The organism is Nonomuraea spiralis (assembly GCF_014648435.1).
Taxonomy (GTDB): domain Bacteria; phylum Actinomycetota; class Actinomycetes; order Streptosporangiales; family Streptosporangiaceae; genus Nonomuraea; species Nonomuraea spiralis.
Genome location: NZ_BMRC01000035.1, coordinates 1 through 17,665, shown reverse-complemented (window position 1 = coordinate 17,665; position 17,665 = coordinate 1). Strand labels below are relative to the sequence as shown.

Below are 17,665 nucleotides of genomic sequence, written 5' to 3'. Positions count from 1 at the left end.
ACCGGACAATCGATCACCGGAGCGCCGGGGCGGCCCGCCGCCGCCTACCGGCCGCGGCCGTCGCCGAACACCGCCTTGACCAGGTCCTGCGTGACCTTCTGGAACGCCTCGGCCTGGGACATCGCGGCGTCGTCCACGTACGTCAGCGAGGCGGTCAGGGTGGTGGTGCCGTCGGGGGTGCCGTACAGCAGCGCCGCGGAGCCCGAGATGCCGCCGTTGTGGGTGATGATCGTGCCGAGCTCGGGGTCGGCGTCCTGCACGAACACGCCCAGGCCGTAGCCGACCTTGGGGTGCGCGTCGAGCATCTCGGCCAGCAGCGGGGCGGGCAGGAGCCGGCCGCCGAGCAGCGCGGAGAGGAACGTGTGGAGGTCCCGGGTCGAGGAGATCATGTCGCCGCCGGTGGAGATCCAGGACGGGTTCTGGCGGGTGACGTCGACCGTCCGCTCCTGGCCGGCCTCCTCGTAGCGGTAGTAGGCGTGGGCGTGCGGCCCGGCGATGTCGGTCGAGGTGCCCGGCACGACGGTGTCCGACAACCCGAGCGGCCCCAGGACGCGGCGCTGCATCTCGTCGGCCAGCGAATGGCCGGTGACCTTCTCGATCAGCAGCTTGACCAGCACGTAGTTGGTGTTGGAGTAGCTCCAGTCCGTACCGGGCTCGAAGCGGGCGGGCTTGGAGAGCGCGAGCCGTACCAGCTCCTCCGGCAGGTAGGTCCTGAACCGGTTGTCCACCCATTCCTTGCCCGACCAGACGATGCCCGGCACGACCGTACCGTCCTCGAAGTACTCACCGGTGAAGTTGAACACGCCGCTGGTGTGCTGGAGCAGCATGCGCACGGTGATCCGCGGGTCCAGGCCGAACTCGGTCAGGCGGTCGGCCACCACGTCGTCCAGCCCGATCACGCCGTCGGCCACGAGCCGCAGGGCGAGGGCCGCGGTGAAGGTCTTGGTGACGCTGCCCACCCGGAACCGCCCGTCCGTCGGCGGCTCGTCGCTCCCGCCCAGCTCACGCACCCCTGCGCTGCCGACCCACTCGCCGCGCTCGTCGTTCACCCGCAACTGCACCCCGACGAAACCGGCGTGCACGATCTCCTGGATGATCTTCTGCAGCTCCGGACGGTCCTGCTCGGCAACGGCCTTGTTGTCCACGGAAACGCTGTCGTTCGTCATGATTCAAATGCCTTTCAGGGCCTTGCGGGCATTCGGTCCGCAAGGAGCGGAACCGGTGATGTGACCAACCATCGCCGACCGCCCTGACGCCGGACCGTCACCGTCCTGACGTGGCCGCTGACACCTATCGGTGGCTGCGGTGCGCGGTCTCCGGCCCGACCACCCGCAGCAACTCCAGCGCCTCGAACGTCTTCGACCCCGGCGGCGGCGTGAAGATCAGCAGCCGCTGGTCCTCGGCCGGCGCGAGCAGCACCTCGTAGTCGAACTCCATGGCGCCGATGGCCGGGTGCAGCACGCGCATGCGGCTGCTGCGGCGTACCGCGACCTCGTGGCGTTCCCACAGCGCGGCGAACCCGGGGCTGGCCCGCCGCAGCCGCTCGACGAGCGCGCGGGCCGGCTCGTCGTCGCCGCGGCGGGCCACCGCCGCGCGCAGGTCGGCCACATGCACGCGGGCGTGCTCGGCGTGCTCCTCCTCCGGGTACGCCGCCCGCCTGAACGGGTCGGTGAACCAGCGCCAGACGATGTTGCGGTCGGGCTCCTCGACCGTGCAGTGGCAGCCGAACAGCGCCTCGGCCATCGCGTTCTGCGCCAGTACGTCGCCCAGGTCGCTCAGCAGTTGCGCGGGCGTGCCTTCCAAGCGGTCGAGCAGGTAGAGCAGGCCCGGCTTGACGTGCTCGCCCGCGCGCGGCCCGGCCGGGGGCCGGTGCCCGGCGAGCAGATGGAGGTGGTCGCGTTCGTCGCGGGTCAGCCGCAGCGCCCGTGCCAGCGCCCCCAGCAGTTGTGTGGAAGGCTGCGGGCTGCGTGCCTGCTCCAGCCGCATCAGGTAGTCGGCCGACATGCCCGCGAGCAGGGCGACCTCCTCGCGCCGCAGTCCAGGCGTACGGCGGCGCGGCCCGGAGGGCAGCCCTACTTCGCCGGGCAGCAGCCGCTCCCGGGAGCGGCGCAGGAAATCGGCGAGCTCCTCACGATTCATGGCCCCCATACTGCAATATCCCGAAATTTCGCACTCTAGGACTGCTTGTCCTAGGGAATCCGGTCCGCTCCTCATCAGCCACCCGGCCTGGCACGGTGACGCTCATGACACGACACCTCACCGTCTCCGGAACCCGCGTCGCCTACCGAACCGCCGGCGACGGCCCCGGCCTGGTGCTCGTGCACGGCACCGGACCGGGATCCACGACCTGGGACGACACGACCGGGCACTTCACCGGCCGCAACACCGTGATCCTGCCCGACCTCGGCGGCAGCGACCTGGCCGAGGACGACGGCGGCCCGCTGACCATCGAGGACCTGACCCGGCAGCTCGCGGCCGTCATCGAGGACTCCGGGAAGGCGCCGGTGGACCTGGTGGGCTTCTCTCTGGGCGCGGTGGTCGTGTTGTCGCTCGCCGCCACCCGCCCCGAACTGGTCCGCCGCCTGATCCCCATCTCAGGCTGGGCCGACGGCGAGGACGCCTACCTGCGCACCGCCCTGGACGTCTGGCTGAGCCTGGCGCGGACCCCGGACGCGTTCGCCCGCTTCGCCATGCTGACCGGCTTCAGCCGCCGCCACCTCAACTCCCTCACCCCGGACGAGCTTGAGCAACTCGGCACGTACTTCCAGCCGAACCCCAACCGCCTGCGCCAGATCGACCTCGACCGCCGCGTGGACATCCGCCACCTGCTGCCCCGCGTCCAGGCCCCCACGCTGGTCGTCGGCGCCACCCGCGACGCGCTGGTCCCGGTGGAGAACGCCCGCGCGATCCACGCCGCCATCCCCGGCAGCACGTACGTCGAGCTGGACACCGGCCACGTCTCCGGCTCCGAACGCCCGGCCGACTTCATCGAACTGATCCACGACTTCACCCCCTGACCCACCCCACCGGACCTGGATCCTGGAGACACGAACGGGGGCCGGGCCCGACACCTCGGACCCGGCCCCCGTCACCGACCCTCTTTGCTCAGACCAGAGTGTCCTTGATCTTGATCTGCCCGGCGTCGATCACGAACTTCTGGTTGTTGTTACCGCCCTGGCACTCCCACTGATAAATCTTGACCCCGTTGCCCCGATTGTTCGTGACGTCCACACACATCGGCCGCGCCGACCCGAGCGTGTCCTTGATCTTGATCTGACCCGCGTCGATCACGAACCTCTGGTTGTCGTTGTTGCTCTGGCATTCCCACTGATAAATCCTGACGCCGTTGCCCCGATCGTTCGTGACGTCCACACACATCGGCCGCGCCGACCCGAGCGTGTCCTTGATCTTGATCTGACCCGCGTCGATCACGAACTTCTGGTTGTCGTTGTTGCTCTGGCACTCCCACTGGTAGAGGTCGATGCCGTTGCCGCGGTTGTTGGTGACGTCGAGGCACATCGGACGCGGCGCGGAGGCCGCGGCAGGCAGCGCGAGCCCCGCGCTGACGGTGGCGACGAGGACGGCTCCGGACAGAAGGCGGTGAACAAGCAGCATGGGACCCTCCGGGTGAGATGATCGGGGCTAGAGCACCATGTCGCAACTCACCGTGGTCGATCAATCACCTTCCGTATACAGTCGCCTACCCCTCGGAAAAGCACGCCCGTACGCCATGGCAGCCGACCGGGATGCGGGTGTGGGCGTACATGCCCATGGACTGATCGCGCCGCCGCCACCGACCGACGATCCGCACATGCACATCTCCGAGCACAGTGACCTTTTCGTCCTCACATCGAAGAGTGCGAATGCGGCGCACATGTTAGCATTTTGAATTGATCAGTGGCCCTAGTGTCATGGCGGCAGCATGGCGAACTCGGATGCCCCGGCAGTCCCATCGCTGCCTTGGCGATTCAGCACTCGCACCCTCGACCCTGACGAGGCCAGCGAGCAGGGCACCCAGACGTACTATCCGCTTCGCATGGATATTCTTCGCGGAGCCGATCAATTCAGGATGTCGATAGACGCCATGCAGCTCGGGCCGATCCTGATCGGAGACTGTCGGTTCGACGCGGACATCAAGATGGACTTCGCCGAGCTGCGCGATTTCTATCACATCAACATTCCGCTGTCGGGTTACCTGAGCTCCCGGAATTTGGGAAATGAGATCACGGCAACCCCCAACCGGGCCGTGTTGTACGGGCCGACCGGGGATGTGCAACTGAGCCGCTGGAGCGCACGCAGCCGCATCCTGTGCATCAAGATCAGACGTGCCGCACTGGAGGCGGAACTGGAGCGCCTCCTGCAAAGGCCCATTCGCTCACCGATCGATCTCGCCCCCTCGATGGACCTGACCCACGGCTACGGGCGAGTTCTGCGGGACCTGGCGTCCATGCTCGCCGGGCAGATCGGGCACAAGGATCCCCTGACGAGGCAGGAGATCATCAGCGCCCCGCTCTGGCACAGCATGCTCACCCACTTGCTGGCATCGGCAGATCACCGCTACCGGGAGGAACTGCTCAGCCCTCGATCACCGTGCCGGCCTCCGGCGCTCAAACGGGCCATCGAAGCGATGCGGGCCTCACCGGAGACTCCGTTCACCGCCGCAGGGCTCGCCGAAATCGCGGGCGTCAGCATCCGTACGCTCCAAGTGGCATTCCACACGCACGTCGACGTGTCACCGATGGCCTACCTGCGAGACCTGCGCCTGGAACGCGTACACGCGGATCTTGTCGCGTCAGAGCCGTCCCGCACCAGCGTCACCGAAGTAGCGCATCGCTGGGGTTTCACCCATATGGGGAGATTCGCCACCGCCTACAGCAAGAAGTACGGAGTCCACCCCTTCGAAACTCTGCGGTCGGCCAGATAACCGGCACATAGGCGCCCAACTGCTTGCGTAAATCGGCCACCCGCTGCGCAATGGGGATCGCGCACGGCATGATGTCGGCCTTATCGTTCGTGACGAACGCCCCGAACCATGCTGAGAGCAAAGACCGTAATGCGACTGCACGAAGACCATTTCGAAAGCAGCCGATTGTGTACCTGTAGGGGGCCAATATGGCAGGGACGAAATCACCGGCTGACGCCCGGCAGCGAACCGTCCGATTGATGCGCCGTTTGAGGACGTGGGCCGGATTCGATCGTGCTGCCGGCGACCCGGATCCGTCACGCGCCGGAGAGGGGCAGAATCAGGCGACCGGCAGGTTCACGTCGTTGAACATGGCCTTGATCCTGGTGTGCACCATCATCAGCGCGGGCTCCGCCATATGGTCAGCCAACGAGGCCCGCATGGCCAACGAACGGGAAGACCGGAACATCAGTACGGCGGCCATCACCCAACCGCTGATCAAAGACGGCGCCTGCGCCACAGTGAAGAAGGGCAAGGAGTTCGCCTTCTCGGGAACCGCGAAGATGGCCTACGGCTCGGTTCTCTGGGAGATCACCCAGCCCTCCGACAACAGCCTGTACGCCGGCTCGGTGGCGAATCCCCAGAGCCCGAACGGCAACTGGACCATCAAGATCCCGTCCATAGGTGCGGCGGGAGACGCCCACAAGGTGTTCCAGATCCTTGTGGTCAGCGCGACGCCGAACGCCGCGAAGTCACTCCGCGCCGCCGCGACGGCCATCCCCTACAAGGCGCTCAAGCAGATCCCCGACGGCGTCGACATCCTGGACCAGATCTGCGTCGAGCGCTCGAACTGACCCTGGCAGCACGCTCGGGCGACGCGGTCGCTGGACGAACAGTACGCGGCCTGTTCGGCGCCTCGAAGGGCCTGATGCTTCAGGAATGTTCTTCGGCCTTGCCCGTCCAGGAGGCGAATCTGGTGCGGGCCTTCACGGTGTCCAAGTGCTCGGGGCCCAACACGCGGTTCAGCACCGGAAGCAGCACCGCGAGCTGGTCGCGTGCCGCGCCGGAATCCCCCGCCACCCCTGTCCAGTGGGCGAGATCGCTGCGAACGGTCAGGGTGGCGGGGTGCTCCACGCCGGAGACCCGCTCACGCACCGGAAGCAGCGCCGCGAGCTGATCTCGTGCGACGACCGCGTCCCCCGCCTCTCCTGTGAAGTCAGCCAGGAAACCCCGGTAGATCAACGTGTACGGGTGCTCAGGACCCCGTACCCGGTCCAGCACGGGGAGCAGGGTCGTGAGTTGCTCCCTTGCCGCGGTCGCATCCCCTGCTTCCCCGGTCCAATAGGCGAGATCGCCGTGATCGGCCACCGTGGCGGGGTGCTCCGGGCCCAAGACCTGCTCGCGTACCGACGCCAGGACGGCGAACTGGTCTCGCGCCGCAGCCGCGTCCCCCGCCGTCCCCGTCCAGTGGGCGAGGTTGGCACGGGCCCTCAACGTGTCCGGGTGCTCCGGGCCCAGCGTTCGTTCCATCACCGGCACCAGCGCTGTGATCTGGTCCCGTGCCGTGACCGTGTCTCCCGCCCTCCCCGTCCAGCGAGCGAGGTCATCGCGGGTTTTCAACGTGTCCGGGTGCTCCGGGCCCAACGCTCGTTCCATCACCGGCAGCAGCGCTGTGATCTGGTCCCGTGCCGCTGCCGGTTCACCTCCCCATGCGGTGAAAAAGGCGAGCCTGGTGCGGGCGGTCAAGGTGTCCAGGTGTTCGAGGCCCAGTTCGTCCTGCAAAGCGGTCACGCGCTGCTGTTGCACGGTCCGGGCGGTGTGCCAGTCGCCGTTGACGGTCAGGTAGGCGATGAAGATGGCCATGGCGGGTGACTCGGGGGCCAGGACGGCGCGGGCATGTGGCAGCAGGCGAGCGTAGAGCGGCCAGGAGGAGATGGCCTCCGGATCGGCGGGCAACGCCGCCTCCAGCAGTCCGGCTGCGGTGGCGCGAACCCTGGCGCGCTCGTCGTCGGACAGTTCGGCCCAGGTGACGGCTTGGACCAGCCGGTGGATGCTCAGCTCCTGACCGTCCACCGATCGGCTGATCATGCTGTACGAGGCCAGCACCCCCAGCGCCTCGGCGACGGCCACCTCGTCGGTGTCCGCCAATCCGTACAGCACCTGGCAGGGCAGGTGGTCAGGCGCGTAGCAGGCCAGCAGCCGCAGCAGCCGCATCGCCGGCGGATCGGTCTCTGCGATCCGGGCAGTGGTCACGGCCCACGTGCGGGCGACGACCTGGTCGGCGTCCCGCCGCCGACCGGAATCGGCGGCCAGGACCCGCTGGGGGGTGGTGTGCAGCAGGCGCAGGTAACGGGCCAGGTCCATGCCGGGGCTTGCGACGATGTAGGCACCGGCCTGCTTGAGCGCCAGCGGCAGATCCCCCAGTTCCTCGGCCAGTTCCGCGGCGAGCCTCTCATCCTCCGCAGCCGGACTGCCAATCATCTCCAACAACAGCCTGACCGCCTCGGCCCGCGGCAGAATGCCCAAAGTCAGCACGGTCGCCACCTCCTGCCAGCCGACGTCGCGCCGACTCGTGATCAGGACATGCCCGGTGTGCAGCCGGCCCAAATATGGCTGTACATCTTCGATGTCTTCGACGTTGTCCCACACCACCAGCCAGTCAGAGTGCGCGCCCAGCCACGCCAGTGCCCAAGCGACGGCCTCCTCGGTGGGGACTTGGGCGGCGGCGGTCGCCGCAGTCGCCGCGCACAGGGCCCGGCACAACCCGGCCAGCCCCGTCTGGATGTTGTCCGGTCCTTCGGCGTCGATCCACCACACCAGCCGGTACGCGTCGCGGTGACGGGTGGCATAGTGCAGGGCCAGCTCGCTCTTGCCGATGCCACCCAGTCCTATCACCGCCTGGGTGATCACCCCGGGTCTGTCCTTCAACGCCTGCCCCAGCGCCTCCAACTCGTCGCCGCGGCCGACGAACACCATCGATTGCCGGCGAGGCAGGCCGATGACGCCATCGGCAGGCACGTCGGACACCGATGGCAGGGCCTGCCGGGCGGATTGCCCCGCGACCGCCGGCACCCCTGCGAGACCGGTCGTTCGGGCGTCGAGCGGGGGTTGCGTCCCGGCCGTTTCGTCCAAGGGGGTCGGAGGCAGACGGGGCAAGGTGGGAGCCGGGGGACGTAGCTGGGCCAGCAGGGCCGCTCCGGCAACGAGCAGGCCGGCGATGCCGACGAACATGCTGATCACGCTGGCCCGCTTGTCCAACGCGTCCAGCACGTCTGCGGACGCCCACAGCAGGTCGGCGAAGAACCCGACCAGCCCGGCGGCCAACATCGTGACCGAGACGGCCACCGCCATCACCGTCACCACTCGACGTCTGCGGAGACGACCATGCGGAGGAGAGGGGCGAGGAGATGAGGAAGGGGGAGTCGTCACCCCTTCAAGGTTGCCGACAAACGGCTACGGCGCGCCCTCAACCGGTTATCGGTCGCCCGGATCCCCCCAAGCAGCTCGTCCACCAGTTCATCGATGTCCTTGGTCAACGGGTGGGTGCCCGACGGGTGGACTCAGATCCGTTCGACGGCAGTGGCGCGAGCTGGGAGCCGCCTCGGGGATTCGAACCCCGGCCCCGCGGCTTCGCCGACCCGACCCTTCCCAGGCCGTGCCTGGTGGGCCCAGGCTTATGGCCGGGTGGCGACGCACGGCGCCGCCACTCCTTGATGCCCTATGAGTGGACCCCGTTGGGGCTCATTCCTTCAGTTCAGTATTGGCGGCGAACAGAGTTCCCCGTTCCGTGCCACGCCCCCGGCGGATGTTCAGCCCCTCCGCGCGGAAGCTGATCCATCCGTCATCGTCATTCAGTCCCCGCACGATTCTGGTTTTCACGATGTCGTGGGTCGCGTAACCGACGTCCAGATGTGTCAGGTGACTGTCGTCCTTCCGGTGGACTTTGAGCCCTTCTACGGGGAAGGTGATCCATCCGTCGCCGGCGCTTCTCCCCTGCACCCATTCGGTGTTCACACCGCGAACGCTGGCCCTGCCGGCCGTCACGGTCCCCTGACCGGCAGACTTGTCGAAGATCGCCACCCCTGCGTCGGTGAAGGTGACGCGCCCCTTGGTCGCGTCCGTCGTCCCCTGGACCCAGGGTGTGTCGATGCCGGTAGTGGCAGTGAGCGTTTCCAGGGCGGGATGGCGCACCTGAACGGTCGTGGTGAGGAAGTGTTCCTGCTGGGGCGTGGTGCGGGAAACGGCGACGAGGGTGTAGGTGGTGGCCCGCTTCGGCGCGGCGTCCGGGGACCAGGTACGCGCGCCCGGGGGGATGGGCACATCCCCGCCGGGGAACCGGATCTTGTAGTCGAAGTCGGCGGACCCCTCCCAGCTCAGCGTGAGGGGGTCTCCGACGTCCAGCATGGCCTTGTCCGGGCGGAAGTCGCGCGGCGCCGGGATCTCCTTCGGGGCGGCCTTCATCAGCGGCACCGACGCGAAGCTGGATTCAAACCCCATCCCCGTTGGTCTGATCTCCTCCACCAGCAGCACGGCCAGCCCGGCAGCCTCGGCGACAGTGATGTTCTCCAGTGCCAGCACCATGTAGTCGCCGGGGGAGAAGTTGCCGGCACCATCCGGAGGGGTGGCCCGGAAGGTGTTGGTGTCCTGCCATCGCTGGAATGTCACCGGCCGGACGATCCGCGGACTGAGCACCTTGTCGTTCAGGTGGGTGTGGGTATACGTGCCCTTGGGCATGATCTCGCCGATATTAGGGGTGAGGTCGCCGTCTCCGTTGCCGGCGGGCACCGTTACCTCGATCCTGAGCCAGTCCACATTCTTGTGGTTGTTGGTGACGACCAGATACACCTTTCCCTTGGACAGGGACCGCCCGGCCTGTGACGCCTCCAGAGGCGCCGGGTCGGTGAGGAGGGTGTAAGTCAGCATGGTCAAAGTCATGGCTCCTTTTCTCGGAGGACGGCGCAGTCCGATGACCTGCCCACGACGAGAGGACCGTGTAAGGCAGGACAGGCGGCGACACGGGTGACGCATCCGGAACGTGCCGCTTACAGCGCACTGCGGAAGAACACCCCCTAGATCCAAACGTCAGCATTGGAGCGTGACAAGGACATTAAAGGACGCCATAACAGGGCGACTTGGCAACATCCTCACCGTCTTGACACGCGTTCAGGCCACCGTGCGTCACTACGCCACGACGAACAGCGAACCCTCTGTGGCGCGACGTCTCCTCCCGATACACGAGGTCAAACCGTCCTCTGCTGGCGAGGACAGGATCGAGGTTGCCCCGACGTGGTGGACCTCTGCTAAGTCCCGCGCGGCAAGGAGGGCCGTCCGTCCAAGGCGCTCACGCCGGCTCAGGCAGAAGCCGTGCTCGGGCCGCCGAAGGGACCCGCATGAATGGTGCTGGCCCTGCTCACCGGCGCTCCCACAGCGCTGCGTGGAAGCGCTCAAAGCGCAGAGGGCTCAGCAGGAGGCGGACAAGGAAGCGGCGGGCAAGCGGTGGATGGAACACGGGCTCGTGTTCGCCTCGACCGTGGGCACACCTCTCGACTCCCATAACGTGCGGCGCGCCTTCCGCGCGGTCATCGCCAAGACCGACCTCGACCCCGACAAGTGGACGCCCCGAGAGCTGTGGCACAGCTTCGTGTCCCTGCTCTCAGACCAAGGCATCCCCTTGGAGGAGATCTCCCGGCTGGCCGGCCACAGCAGCACGGCGGTAACCGAGCTGGTCTGCCGCAAGCAGATCCGCCCCGTACTCCAGGAGGGCGCGGCGGCCATGGATCGGATCTTCAAGACATGAGATCGGGAGGCTTGGTCACCCACTTAGACACCCAGAAGCCCCCCGCGATCACGCGGGGGGCTTCTGCGATGGAGCCGCCTTCGGGATTCGAACCCGAGACCCCTTCATTACGAGTGAAGTGCTCTGGCCGACTGAGCTAAGGCGGCGTGCCGTACGGCTTCAAGGAGTCTACAGGAGATCGAGGGGTTCTTGCTCCTCCCGATCACCGGATGCCCGGACAGATCACGCCATCTCTCGGCACCACCTCCTCCACGAGGTATCGGTCCACCGCGTCGTCCACGCACGGTGAGCCGCCCGCGTACGCGGTGTGCCCGTCGCCGTCGTAGCCGAGCAGCACGCCGGACCGCAGTTCCCCGGCCAACGCCCGGGCCCACCCGTACGGCGTCGCCGGGTCGCGTCTCGTACCGACGACCAGGATCGGCGGAGCACCGGCGGCGGCGAGGGGACGCGGCGAGAGAGTCGGCCGAACCGGCCAGAAGGCACACGGAAGGGACGACCACATGATGTACGGCCCGAACCTGGGCGCCTTCCTGGACGCCTCCGCCGCCTCCGCCGCGAAGGCGGCCGCGCTCGCCGGGTACGGACCGTCGACGCAGTTGACGGCCAGGTTGGCCGCCAGCTGGTTGGAGTACGTGCCGTCGTCCAGCCGGCCCGCGAGCTGGTCGGCGTTGCGGAGGAGGAGCGAGCCGTCGCCGTTCAGGGCCCGGCGCAGCGCCTCGGTGAGTTCGGGCCAGGAGGCGCGGTCGTAGAGAGGCGTCAGCGTTCCCAGCGTGGCCAGCGCCTCGGTGAGCGGCCGTCCGCCGCCGCCCAGGGGCCGGGTGTCGGCGCCGCGGAGCAGGGTCGCCAGCTCGTCCAGCGCCCCGTCGGCGTCGCGGCTGGTGAACGGGCATTCCCGGCTTCCCAGGCAGTCCTCGACGTACGCGCGCAGCGCCTCCTCGAACGCCGCCGCCTGCTCCGCGTTGCCCCGCACCCGCGAGATGGCCGGATCGAGGGCGCCGTCCAGCACGAGGGCACGTACCTTGCCGGGGAACAGGTCGGCGTAGACGGCCCCAAGGAAGGTGCCGTACGACTTGCCGAGGTAGGTCAGCTTCGGGTCGCCCAGGGCTTGGCGCAGCAGGTCGAGGTCGCGGGCCACGTCGGCGGTCCCCATGTGGGGCAGCAGCCGTCCGGCGTGCTTCTGGCAGCCCGCCGCGAACTCCCGTGCCACGGACTCCAGCTCTGCCCGCTCCGCGGCGGTGTCGGGCGTGGTGTCCATGGCCACGAACGCGTCCAGCCGCGCGTCGTCGAGGCACCTGACCGGCGCCGATTGTCCCACTCCGCGCGGATCGAACCCCACGACGTCGAACCGCTCCCGTACCCTCTCACTCACGACGAGCCGGGCGGCTCTGGCGTACTCGACCCCGGACACCCCGGGCCCGCCGGGGTTCAGCACCAGCGAGCCGATGCGCTGCCCGCTCGCGGGCAGCCGGACGACGGCGAGCTCAAGCTGCTCACCGTCGGGCTCCCCATGGTCGAGCGGCACCCGCAACCTCGCGCACTCGAACCCGTCACCGCACTCGGACCACCCGAGCCCCGGCGCCGCCCGCTCCTCCCGCTCCCCCTGGCCGCACCCACCGGCGAGGAGCAGCGCCGCCACCGTCATCCCGGCGACGACGCCACGCGACCACGACCGAACACCCCCGGACCCACCAGGCACCACCGCCCGCCGCCGCCGTCGAGGCGCACGCCAGAGGGCGTGCGCGGGCCGGGCGCCCGATCGCAAGCTCGCGGGCTCGTACGCCCGCAAGCTCATGGGCTCGTACGCCCCCAGCCCCGCAGACCTCTCTCGGGACGAACCCGGCATCAGCCGCCTTATCGCAGCCCCCCACGAGCGGTAGTCACGCACCGCACCAGCCAACCACGGGAGGCGCGGTCGTCACCCCAGATGACGTCGCACTATGCCAGGAGTTAGCCTGAAAAGACTGCTCCGTCCCCTCGGTGACGGCCACTCGGCCGGCCCACCGGAGGCAGTCGCTCGGCATGTCCGGCGAACAACGGAGGAATCGATGAACGGCTACCCGCAGATCGCGGACCACGGCATGATCGGAGACCTGCAGACCGCCGCGCTCGTCTCCGGCAACGGCACCATCGACTGGTGGTGCACGCCCCGATTCGACTCCCCGAGCCTCTTCGCCTCCATCCTCGACAGCCGGCGCGGGGGGCACTGCCGGTTGGCCGCCGACGTGGACCGGATCGAGGGGGCGGTCGTCCGCCAGCTCTACCTGCCGGACACCGCCATCCTCGTCACCCGTTTCATGGCTCCCGGCGGGGTGGGCGAGGTCGCCGACTTCATGGAACCGGACACCTCCGCCACGCCGTCCGGCCGCCACCGCCTCGTACGGCTCGCCCGGGTCGTACGCGGGAGCCTGCCCTTCGTCTTCACCTGCCGTCCGCGCTTCGACTACGGACGGGCGCCGCACACGCTCGTCCTCCACGACGACGGGACGGCGGTCTTCCAGGGCCCCGGCACGGACCTCCACCTTCAGGCCGTCGGCCCCCTCGACCTGCGCCCGGACGGCGAGGACCTCCTCGCCGACTTCACGCTCCAGGCCGGCGAGACAGCCGCGGTCGTCCTGACCAGCGACAGCGACGGCGGCCTGCCGACGCCGCATCTGACCCCCGACGAGGTACGCGACAGCTTCGAAGCCTGCCGCATCTTCTGGCACGGTTGGCTGCGTACGTCCCGATACCGCGGCCGCTGGAACGACAGCGTGAACCGTTCGGCGATCACCCTCAAGCTCCTCACGTACGCGCCCACCGGCGCCCCGATCGCCGCCGCCACCATGGGACTGCCGGAGCAGATCGGCGGCGAGCGCAACTGGGACTACCGCTACACCTGGGTCCGCGACGCCTCGCTGTCCGTCCGAGCGCTGATCGACCTCGGCTTCGTCGAGGAGGCCCAGGCCTTCCGTACGTGGCTGCGTGAACGTCTCACCGCGAGCCGCGCCTCGGGTGAGCCGCTGCAGATCATGTACCGGATCGACGGAGACCCGCACCTGAGCGAGGAGATCCTCGACCACCTGGAGGGATACCAGGGCTCCCGGCCGGTACGTGCCGGCAACGCCGCCGCCGACCAGCTCCAGCTCGACATCTACGGTGAAGCGGCCGACGCCCTGGCTCAGGCCCAGGAGATCGGCGGCATCCGCGGCTGGCGGTCCTTCGCCGAGTTGCTGGACTGGCTGGCCGACACCTGGGACCGTCCTGACGAAGGCATCTGGGAGACCCGGGGCGGACGCCAGGACTTCACCTACAGCCGTCTGATGACCTGGGTCGCCTTCGACCGCGGCATCCGGATGGCCACCGCCTACTCCCGTCCCGCCGACCTCGTCCGGTGGATGGGGGCGCGCGACGCCGTCTTCAACCAGATCATCGACCGCGGCTGGAGCGCCCAGCGGCAGGCGTTCGTCCAGCACTACAGCACCGACGTGCTGGACGCCTCGCTGCTGCTCATGCCCCGCGTCGGGTTCATCTCCCCGCGCGACCCGGCCTGGCTGAGCACCCTGGACGCCATCGACAAGGAGCTGGTCAGCGACAGCCTCGTTTACCGGTACGACCCCGAGGCCTCCCCCGACGGGCTGCGCGGGTCGGAGGGAACGTTCAACCTGTGCAGTTTCCTCTACGTCGAGGCCCTGGCCCGCGCCGGACGGTTGCAGCAGGCCCGTTACGCCTTCGACAAGATGCTCACGTACGCCAACCACGTCGGCCTGTTCGCCGAGGAGATCGGCCCGTCGGGCGAGCAGCTCGGCAACTTCCCGCAGGCGTTCACGCACCTGGCGCTCATCGCCGCGGCCATCGCCCTCGACGAGCAACTCGACCGCGCCGAGACGAACACGCGGTAGGTCTCACCTTTCGTCCCGGTCCGGGGTGGCGGGGAGCCGTACGGCGGCGGCCAGGCCCACCAGGGCGAAGATGGCCAGAGCGATCATGGCGAGGGCGTAGGCCCGGTTTCCCTCGGCCAGTCCGGAGATCAGGATCGTGCCCGCGATCGCCGTGCCGAACGATGAGCCGAGATTGGAGATGCTGCGCGACAATCCGGATATCTCACCCTGTTGTTCCTCGGGGAAGCTGGACTGTACGACGTTGACCGACGGGGTCAGCATCACGCCCACGCCCAAGCCGATCAGCAGCAGCCCCGGCGCGAAGGCGACGACCCTCGACGACGCCTTGACCAGGGTGAGCAGGACGCCGATCCCCGCCGCGGTCATGATGAACCCCGCGGAGATCAGGCTTCTCTGGGAGTGCCTGCCGGTGAGCCGCTCGGCCGCCAGCGACGTCACCAGGATTCCCGCGGTCGCCGCGGTGAAGATGACCCCCGTCTCGATCGCGTTGTACCCGCGGACCTTCTGGAGGAAGACCGCGACGACGAAGGACGTCCCCATGAGGATCAGCCACTGCATGTTCTGGGTGATGAGCCCCAGATTGGAGGTGCGGTTCCGGAACAGCGCCATCCTGAGCAGCGGCTCCTTCCCTGCACGTTCCCGGGCGCGGATGTGCAGGAAGAACCAGGTCAGGAAGCCGGCTCCGGCGACGAGGAACGCCGTCATCAGTACGGCGTCGCTGCCGGCCTGGAGAATCCCGAACACCACGAAGAACATGCCGACCGCCGACAGGACCGCCCCGGCGCCGTCGAACGGACGGGTCGGATCCGGCGCCACCGGGTCGTCGATCCGGCGGCTGAGGAAGACGATCACCATGACGACCACCGCCTGGAAGACGAACGCGGCCCGCCAGTCGATCGCCGTCGCGATGAATCCGCCGATCAGCGGGCCCGCCGCCGCTCCGACACCACCCAGTCCGCTGATCACGCCGAAGGCCCGCGCACGCGCCTGGAAGTCGTCGAACGCCATCGTCGCGAGAATGTAGACGGGCGGGATCAGCAAGGCTGTCCCGACCCCCTCGAAGATCGAGTTGCCCAGGATCAGCACGGCCAGGCTCGGCGAGAGCGCGCTGGTCAGAGCGCCGATCGCGTACAGGGTGAGCCCTGCGAGGAAACACCTCTTGCGGCCCCAGCGGTCGGTCAGCTTGCTGCAAGGGATCATGAGCACCGCCATGATCAACAGGAACAACGTGATCGTGCTCTGGACGCCCTCCACCGTGGTGTCCAGGTCCTCACCGATGTCGTTGATCATCACGTTCATGTTCGAGCCGGCGAAGCTGCAGATGAACTGGGCGAGGGCCAACGGGGTCAGAGGGCTCTTCGAGAGGGAGCGGGTCACGGCTCACCCCGCCGTCGCGTTCCTGAAGCTCGATCACCGGCACGCCGAAGAAGGCCACCCGTCCTGTAAAGGGCGACACCTCCGCGGTACGTCACCCACCCGCACATGGCCACCTCGATCAGAAACCGCATCAGCCGCGAAACGGAAGTGCGCCTACAGCCCCACCACCGACGTGGCCGCCCAGCCGTCTCGACGCTCACAGCGGCCGTCTCGGCACTCACAGCGGCCGTCTCGACGCTCACAGCAGCCCTCCCGGACTCACAGTGGCCCTCCCGGCGAAGGCGAATGATTCCGTCAGATTCCGTCAATGCTGGAACGCGGCCTTCAGCACCACGATGACCAGCCCGAGCAGCAGGTTGACCAGGCTCGTGACCAGGACCACCCGCAGGGAGGCGCCGATCTCCACGGCCGCCGCGGCCGCCCAGCCGACCTGCCCCACCACCGCGACCGCGAGCGCCAGCCAAAGGGTGCCATGAGGGTCGAGACCCAGCAGCGGGCCGACGGCCACGGCGATGGCCGGCGGAACGGCCGCCGTGACGATCGGCCATTCCTCCGCGCAGGCCTTGCGCACCTCGGCCACGCTCGTGACCTTGAAGACCGTACGGGCGCCGAACAGGCGGGCGTGCACGTGAGCTGCCCAGAACACGACACTGGTCCCCAGCAGCAAAATGATCATCTCCAGCCGCGGGAACCTGCCGAGCGTCGCGGCACCGGCCACCACGGAGGCGGCCAGCAGAGATCCATAGACGGCACCGGCGTAGTCCCTGTGCTCGCCGTCGGCCGACGGCCGGGAACCATCGGCCGGTGACCAGGGACCGTCGGTCGGCGGCCGGGGACCGTCGGTCGGCGGCCGAGGACCGTCGGCCGGGTCGGGCACCTTTCCCATGGCGGCCTCTCTTGGTGATGGCCAGACGGGGCATGGATGGAAAGTCCTCAGAAGTCACCCTCGCGGCAGGACGGGCGCGCGCCGCCGAGCCGTGACCGCATCAGAACGCATCCCGTTCAGCGGGCGCCGGCCCCCTCCAACAACTCGCACAGTTGCGCCTCCTCCTCGCGGCTGAGCGAGGTCTGGATGACATGCCCGCCGTACGACTGGATCTCCGGAACGACCTTGTCCGGAATGCTCCGCACGACCAGGACGAACAGCGCGGCGGTGCCGGGTTCCAGCGCGCCGGCGAGTTCACTCATGAACGCGTCGTCGACACCGGCGTCGGTCATCGCTCCGCCGGCCGCCTCCATGCCGGTCGTACCGCTGCTCTGGTGCAGCGTGATCGTGCCGTCGGACCGGCGTTCGACGACGGCCACGTCCTCCATCGTGATCAGATTCTCCCGTTGCAGGCCGGAAAGACGATCCCGTACGGCGACGGCGGTGGCGACGTCCGGATAGGAGATCGCGATGAGGTTGCTCATTCGGCTTTCTTTCTTCTGGCGACGTGGCCTGCGACGCACCCGGGTGCGGGCCGTCGCTCCGAACGCGCACGCCGACGGCGATCGATCGGTGCCAGGCCGTCCTTCATGCTCCTGGTGATCCCCCCTTCCCGATCGGGCGGCCACCGCGAGGAGGCAAAAGATTTCCATTTCATACGGGCACAGACCCCCGGCACATTGAGGTGATCTCAGAGAAATAATTCGGACGATTGCGGATTTCCGGGACGTCGGCGGTGGCGTTTCCGGGCCTTTCGGGAGAAGTCGTCGAAGGCCGGAGGCAGA

The 17,665-nt window shown here is 68.3% G+C and carries 14 protein-coding genes and 1 tRNA gene; 5 read left to right on the top strand and 10 right to left on the bottom strand.

Features of this window, described 5'->3' with window-relative positions:
- Positions 1 to 44 precede the first annotated feature (44 nt).
- Both IEZ27_RS46250 and IEZ27_RS46245 read right to left on the bottom strand, forming a co-directional pair.
- Positions 45 to 1,166, bottom strand: coding sequence for a serine hydrolase domain-containing protein (locus tag IEZ27_RS46250; RefSeq protein ID WP_189653064.1), 1,122 nt, complete (start codon positions 1,164 to 1,166; stop codon positions 45 to 47).
- 124 nt (positions 1,167 to 1,290) lie between these two features.
- Positions 1,291 to 2,139 carry a helix-turn-helix transcriptional regulator gene (locus tag IEZ27_RS46245; RefSeq protein WP_229824962.1) on the bottom strand — a complete coding sequence of 283 codons (849 nt, stop codon included), beginning with the start codon at positions 2,137 to 2,139 and terminating at the stop codon, positions 1,291 to 1,293.
- Positions 2,140 to 2,243: 104 nt separating this feature from the next.
- Here IEZ27_RS46245 and IEZ27_RS46240 point away from each other — a divergent pair, with 104 nt between their 5' ends.
- Positions 2,244 to 3,017, top strand: a complete 774-nt coding sequence (locus tag IEZ27_RS46240; protein ID WP_189653062.1) for an alpha/beta fold hydrolase — start codon at positions 2,244 to 2,246, stop codon at positions 3,015 to 3,017.
- An 88-nt stretch (positions 3,018 to 3,105) separates the two neighbouring features.
- Here the strand turns inward: IEZ27_RS46240 and IEZ27_RS46235 are convergent, their stop codons facing one another.
- Positions 3,106 to 3,615 (bottom strand): RICIN domain-containing protein, encoded by a 510-nt coding sequence (locus IEZ27_RS46235; RefSeq protein ID WP_189653061.1) that lies wholly within the window; start codon positions 3,613 to 3,615, stop codon positions 3,106 to 3,108.
- Positions 3,616 to 3,922: 307 nt separating this feature from the next.
- Here IEZ27_RS46235 and IEZ27_RS46230 point away from each other — a divergent pair, with 307 nt between their 5' ends.
- Positions 3,923 to 4,924 (top strand): AraC family transcriptional regulator, encoded by a 1,002-nt coding sequence (locus IEZ27_RS46230; RefSeq protein WP_268246125.1) that lies wholly within the window; start codon positions 3,923 to 3,925, stop codon positions 4,922 to 4,924.
- 419 nt (positions 4,925 to 5,343) lie between these two features.
- Positions 5,344 to 5,757: a hypothetical protein gene (locus IEZ27_RS46225; protein ID WP_189653059.1), complete on the top strand. Its 414-nt coding sequence runs from the start codon at positions 5,344 to 5,346 to the stop codon at positions 5,755 to 5,757.
- Between the two features lie 79 nt (positions 5,758 to 5,836).
- On the opposite strand, the gene fxsT is transcribed toward IEZ27_RS46225, so the two are convergent.
- Together fxsT and IEZ27_RS46215 are read right to left on the bottom strand one after the other, a co-directional pair.
- Positions 5,837 to 8,254: an FxSxx-COOH system tetratricopeptide repeat protein gene (gene fxsT, locus IEZ27_RS46220; RefSeq protein WP_189653058.1), complete on the bottom strand. Its 2,418-nt coding sequence runs from the start codon at positions 8,252 to 8,254 to the stop codon at positions 5,837 to 5,839.
- A 390-nt stretch (positions 8,255 to 8,644) separates the two neighbouring features.
- The gene (locus IEZ27_RS46215) at positions 8,645 to 9,838 is read right to left on the bottom strand and encodes a hypothetical protein (RefSeq protein WP_189653057.1); all 1,194 of its coding nucleotides are present in this window, start codon (positions 9,836 to 9,838) and stop codon (positions 8,645 to 8,647) included.
- A 499-nt stretch (positions 9,839 to 10,337) separates the two neighbouring features.
- Here IEZ27_RS46215 and IEZ27_RS55675 point away from each other — a divergent pair, with 499 nt between their 5' ends.
- Positions 10,338 to 10,700: a tyrosine-type recombinase/integrase gene (locus IEZ27_RS55675; RefSeq protein ID WP_229824961.1), complete on the top strand. Its 363-nt coding sequence runs from the start codon at positions 10,338 to 10,340 to the stop codon at positions 10,698 to 10,700.
- Positions 10,701 to 10,769: 69 nt separating this feature from the next.
- Here the strand turns inward: IEZ27_RS55675 and IEZ27_RS46205 are convergent.
- Both IEZ27_RS46205 and IEZ27_RS46200 read right to left on the bottom strand, forming a co-directional pair.
- Positions 10,770 to 10,846: transfer RNA gene (locus tag IEZ27_RS46205), tRNA-Thr, on the bottom strand.
- Positions 10,847 to 10,902: 56 nt separating this feature from the next.
- Positions 10,903 to 12,342 (bottom strand): alpha/beta hydrolase, encoded by a 1,440-nt coding sequence (locus IEZ27_RS46200; RefSeq protein WP_189653056.1) that lies wholly within the window; start codon positions 12,340 to 12,342, stop codon positions 10,903 to 10,905.
- Positions 12,343 to 12,745: 403 nt separating this feature from the next.
- On the opposite strand from IEZ27_RS46200, the gene IEZ27_RS46195 reads away from it, so the two are divergent.
- Positions 12,746 to 14,578 carry a glycoside hydrolase family 15 protein gene (locus tag IEZ27_RS46195; RefSeq protein WP_189653055.1) on the top strand — a complete coding sequence of 611 codons (1,833 nt, stop codon included), beginning with the start codon at positions 12,746 to 12,748 and terminating at the stop codon, positions 14,576 to 14,578.
- 3 nt (positions 14,579 to 14,581) lie between these two features.
- Here the strand turns inward: IEZ27_RS46195 and IEZ27_RS46190 are convergent, their stop codons facing one another.
- The 3 genes from IEZ27_RS46190 to IEZ27_RS46180 form a co-directional block, all read right to left on the bottom strand.
- Positions 14,582 to 15,955 carry an MFS transporter gene (locus IEZ27_RS46190; protein WP_268246124.1) on the bottom strand — a complete coding sequence of 458 codons (1,374 nt, stop codon included), beginning with the start codon at positions 15,953 to 15,955 and terminating at the stop codon, positions 14,582 to 14,584.
- Positions 15,956 to 16,259: 304 nt separating this feature from the next.
- Positions 16,260 to 16,841 carry a hypothetical protein gene (locus IEZ27_RS46185; protein ID WP_229824959.1) on the bottom strand — a complete coding sequence of 194 codons (582 nt, stop codon included), beginning with the start codon at positions 16,839 to 16,841 and terminating at the stop codon, positions 16,260 to 16,262.
- 116 nt (positions 16,842 to 16,957) lie between these two features.
- Positions 16,958 to 17,365 (bottom strand): DUF1269 domain-containing protein, encoded by a 408-nt coding sequence (locus IEZ27_RS46180; RefSeq protein WP_189653054.1) that lies wholly within the window; start codon positions 17,363 to 17,365, stop codon positions 16,958 to 16,960.
- Positions 17,366 to 17,665: the final 300 nt, after the last annotated feature.

Bases quoted from the DNA above. Each gene is read 5' to 3' on its own strand.
- IEZ27_RS46250 (WP_189653064.1), bottom strand. From the start codon at position 1,166: ATGACGAACGACAGCGTTTCCGTGGACAACAAGGCCGTTGCCGAGCAG.
- IEZ27_RS46245 (WP_229824962.1), bottom strand. From the start codon at position 2,139: ATGAATCGTGAGGAGCTCGCCGATTTCCTGCGCCGCTCCCGGGAGCGG.
- IEZ27_RS46240 (WP_189653062.1), top strand. From the start codon at position 2,244: ATGACACGACACCTCACCGTCTCCGGAACCCGCGTCGCCTACCGAACC.
- IEZ27_RS46235 (WP_189653061.1), bottom strand. From the start codon at position 3,615: ATGCTGCTTGTTCACCGCCTTCTGTCCGGAGCCGTCCTCGTCGCCACC.
- IEZ27_RS46230 (WP_268246125.1), top strand. From the start codon at position 3,923: ATGGCGAACTCGGATGCCCCGGCAGTCCCATCGCTGCCTTGGCGATTC.
- IEZ27_RS46225 (WP_189653059.1), top strand. From the start codon at position 5,344: ATGGCCAACGAACGGGAAGACCGGAACATCAGTACGGCGGCCATCACC.
- fxsT (WP_189653058.1), bottom strand. From the start codon at position 8,254: ATGGCGGTGGCCGTCTCGGTCACGATGTTGGCCGCCGGGCTGGTCGGG.
- IEZ27_RS46215 (WP_189653057.1), bottom strand. From the start codon at position 9,838: ATGACTTTGACCATGCTGACTTACACCCTCCTCACCGACCCGGCGCCT.
- IEZ27_RS46200 (WP_189653056.1), bottom strand. From the start codon at position 12,342: ATGACGGTGGCGGCGCTGCTCCTCGCCGGTGGGTGCGGCCAGGGGGAG.
- IEZ27_RS46195 (WP_189653055.1), top strand. From the start codon at position 12,746: ATGAACGGCTACCCGCAGATCGCGGACCACGGCATGATCGGAGACCTG.
- IEZ27_RS46185 (WP_229824959.1), bottom strand. From the start codon at position 16,841: ATGGGAAAGGTGCCCGACCCGGCCGACGGTCCTCGGCCGCCGACCGAC.
- IEZ27_RS46180 (WP_189653054.1), bottom strand. From the start codon at position 17,365: ATGAGCAACCTCATCGCGATCTCCTATCCGGACGTCGCCACCGCCGTC.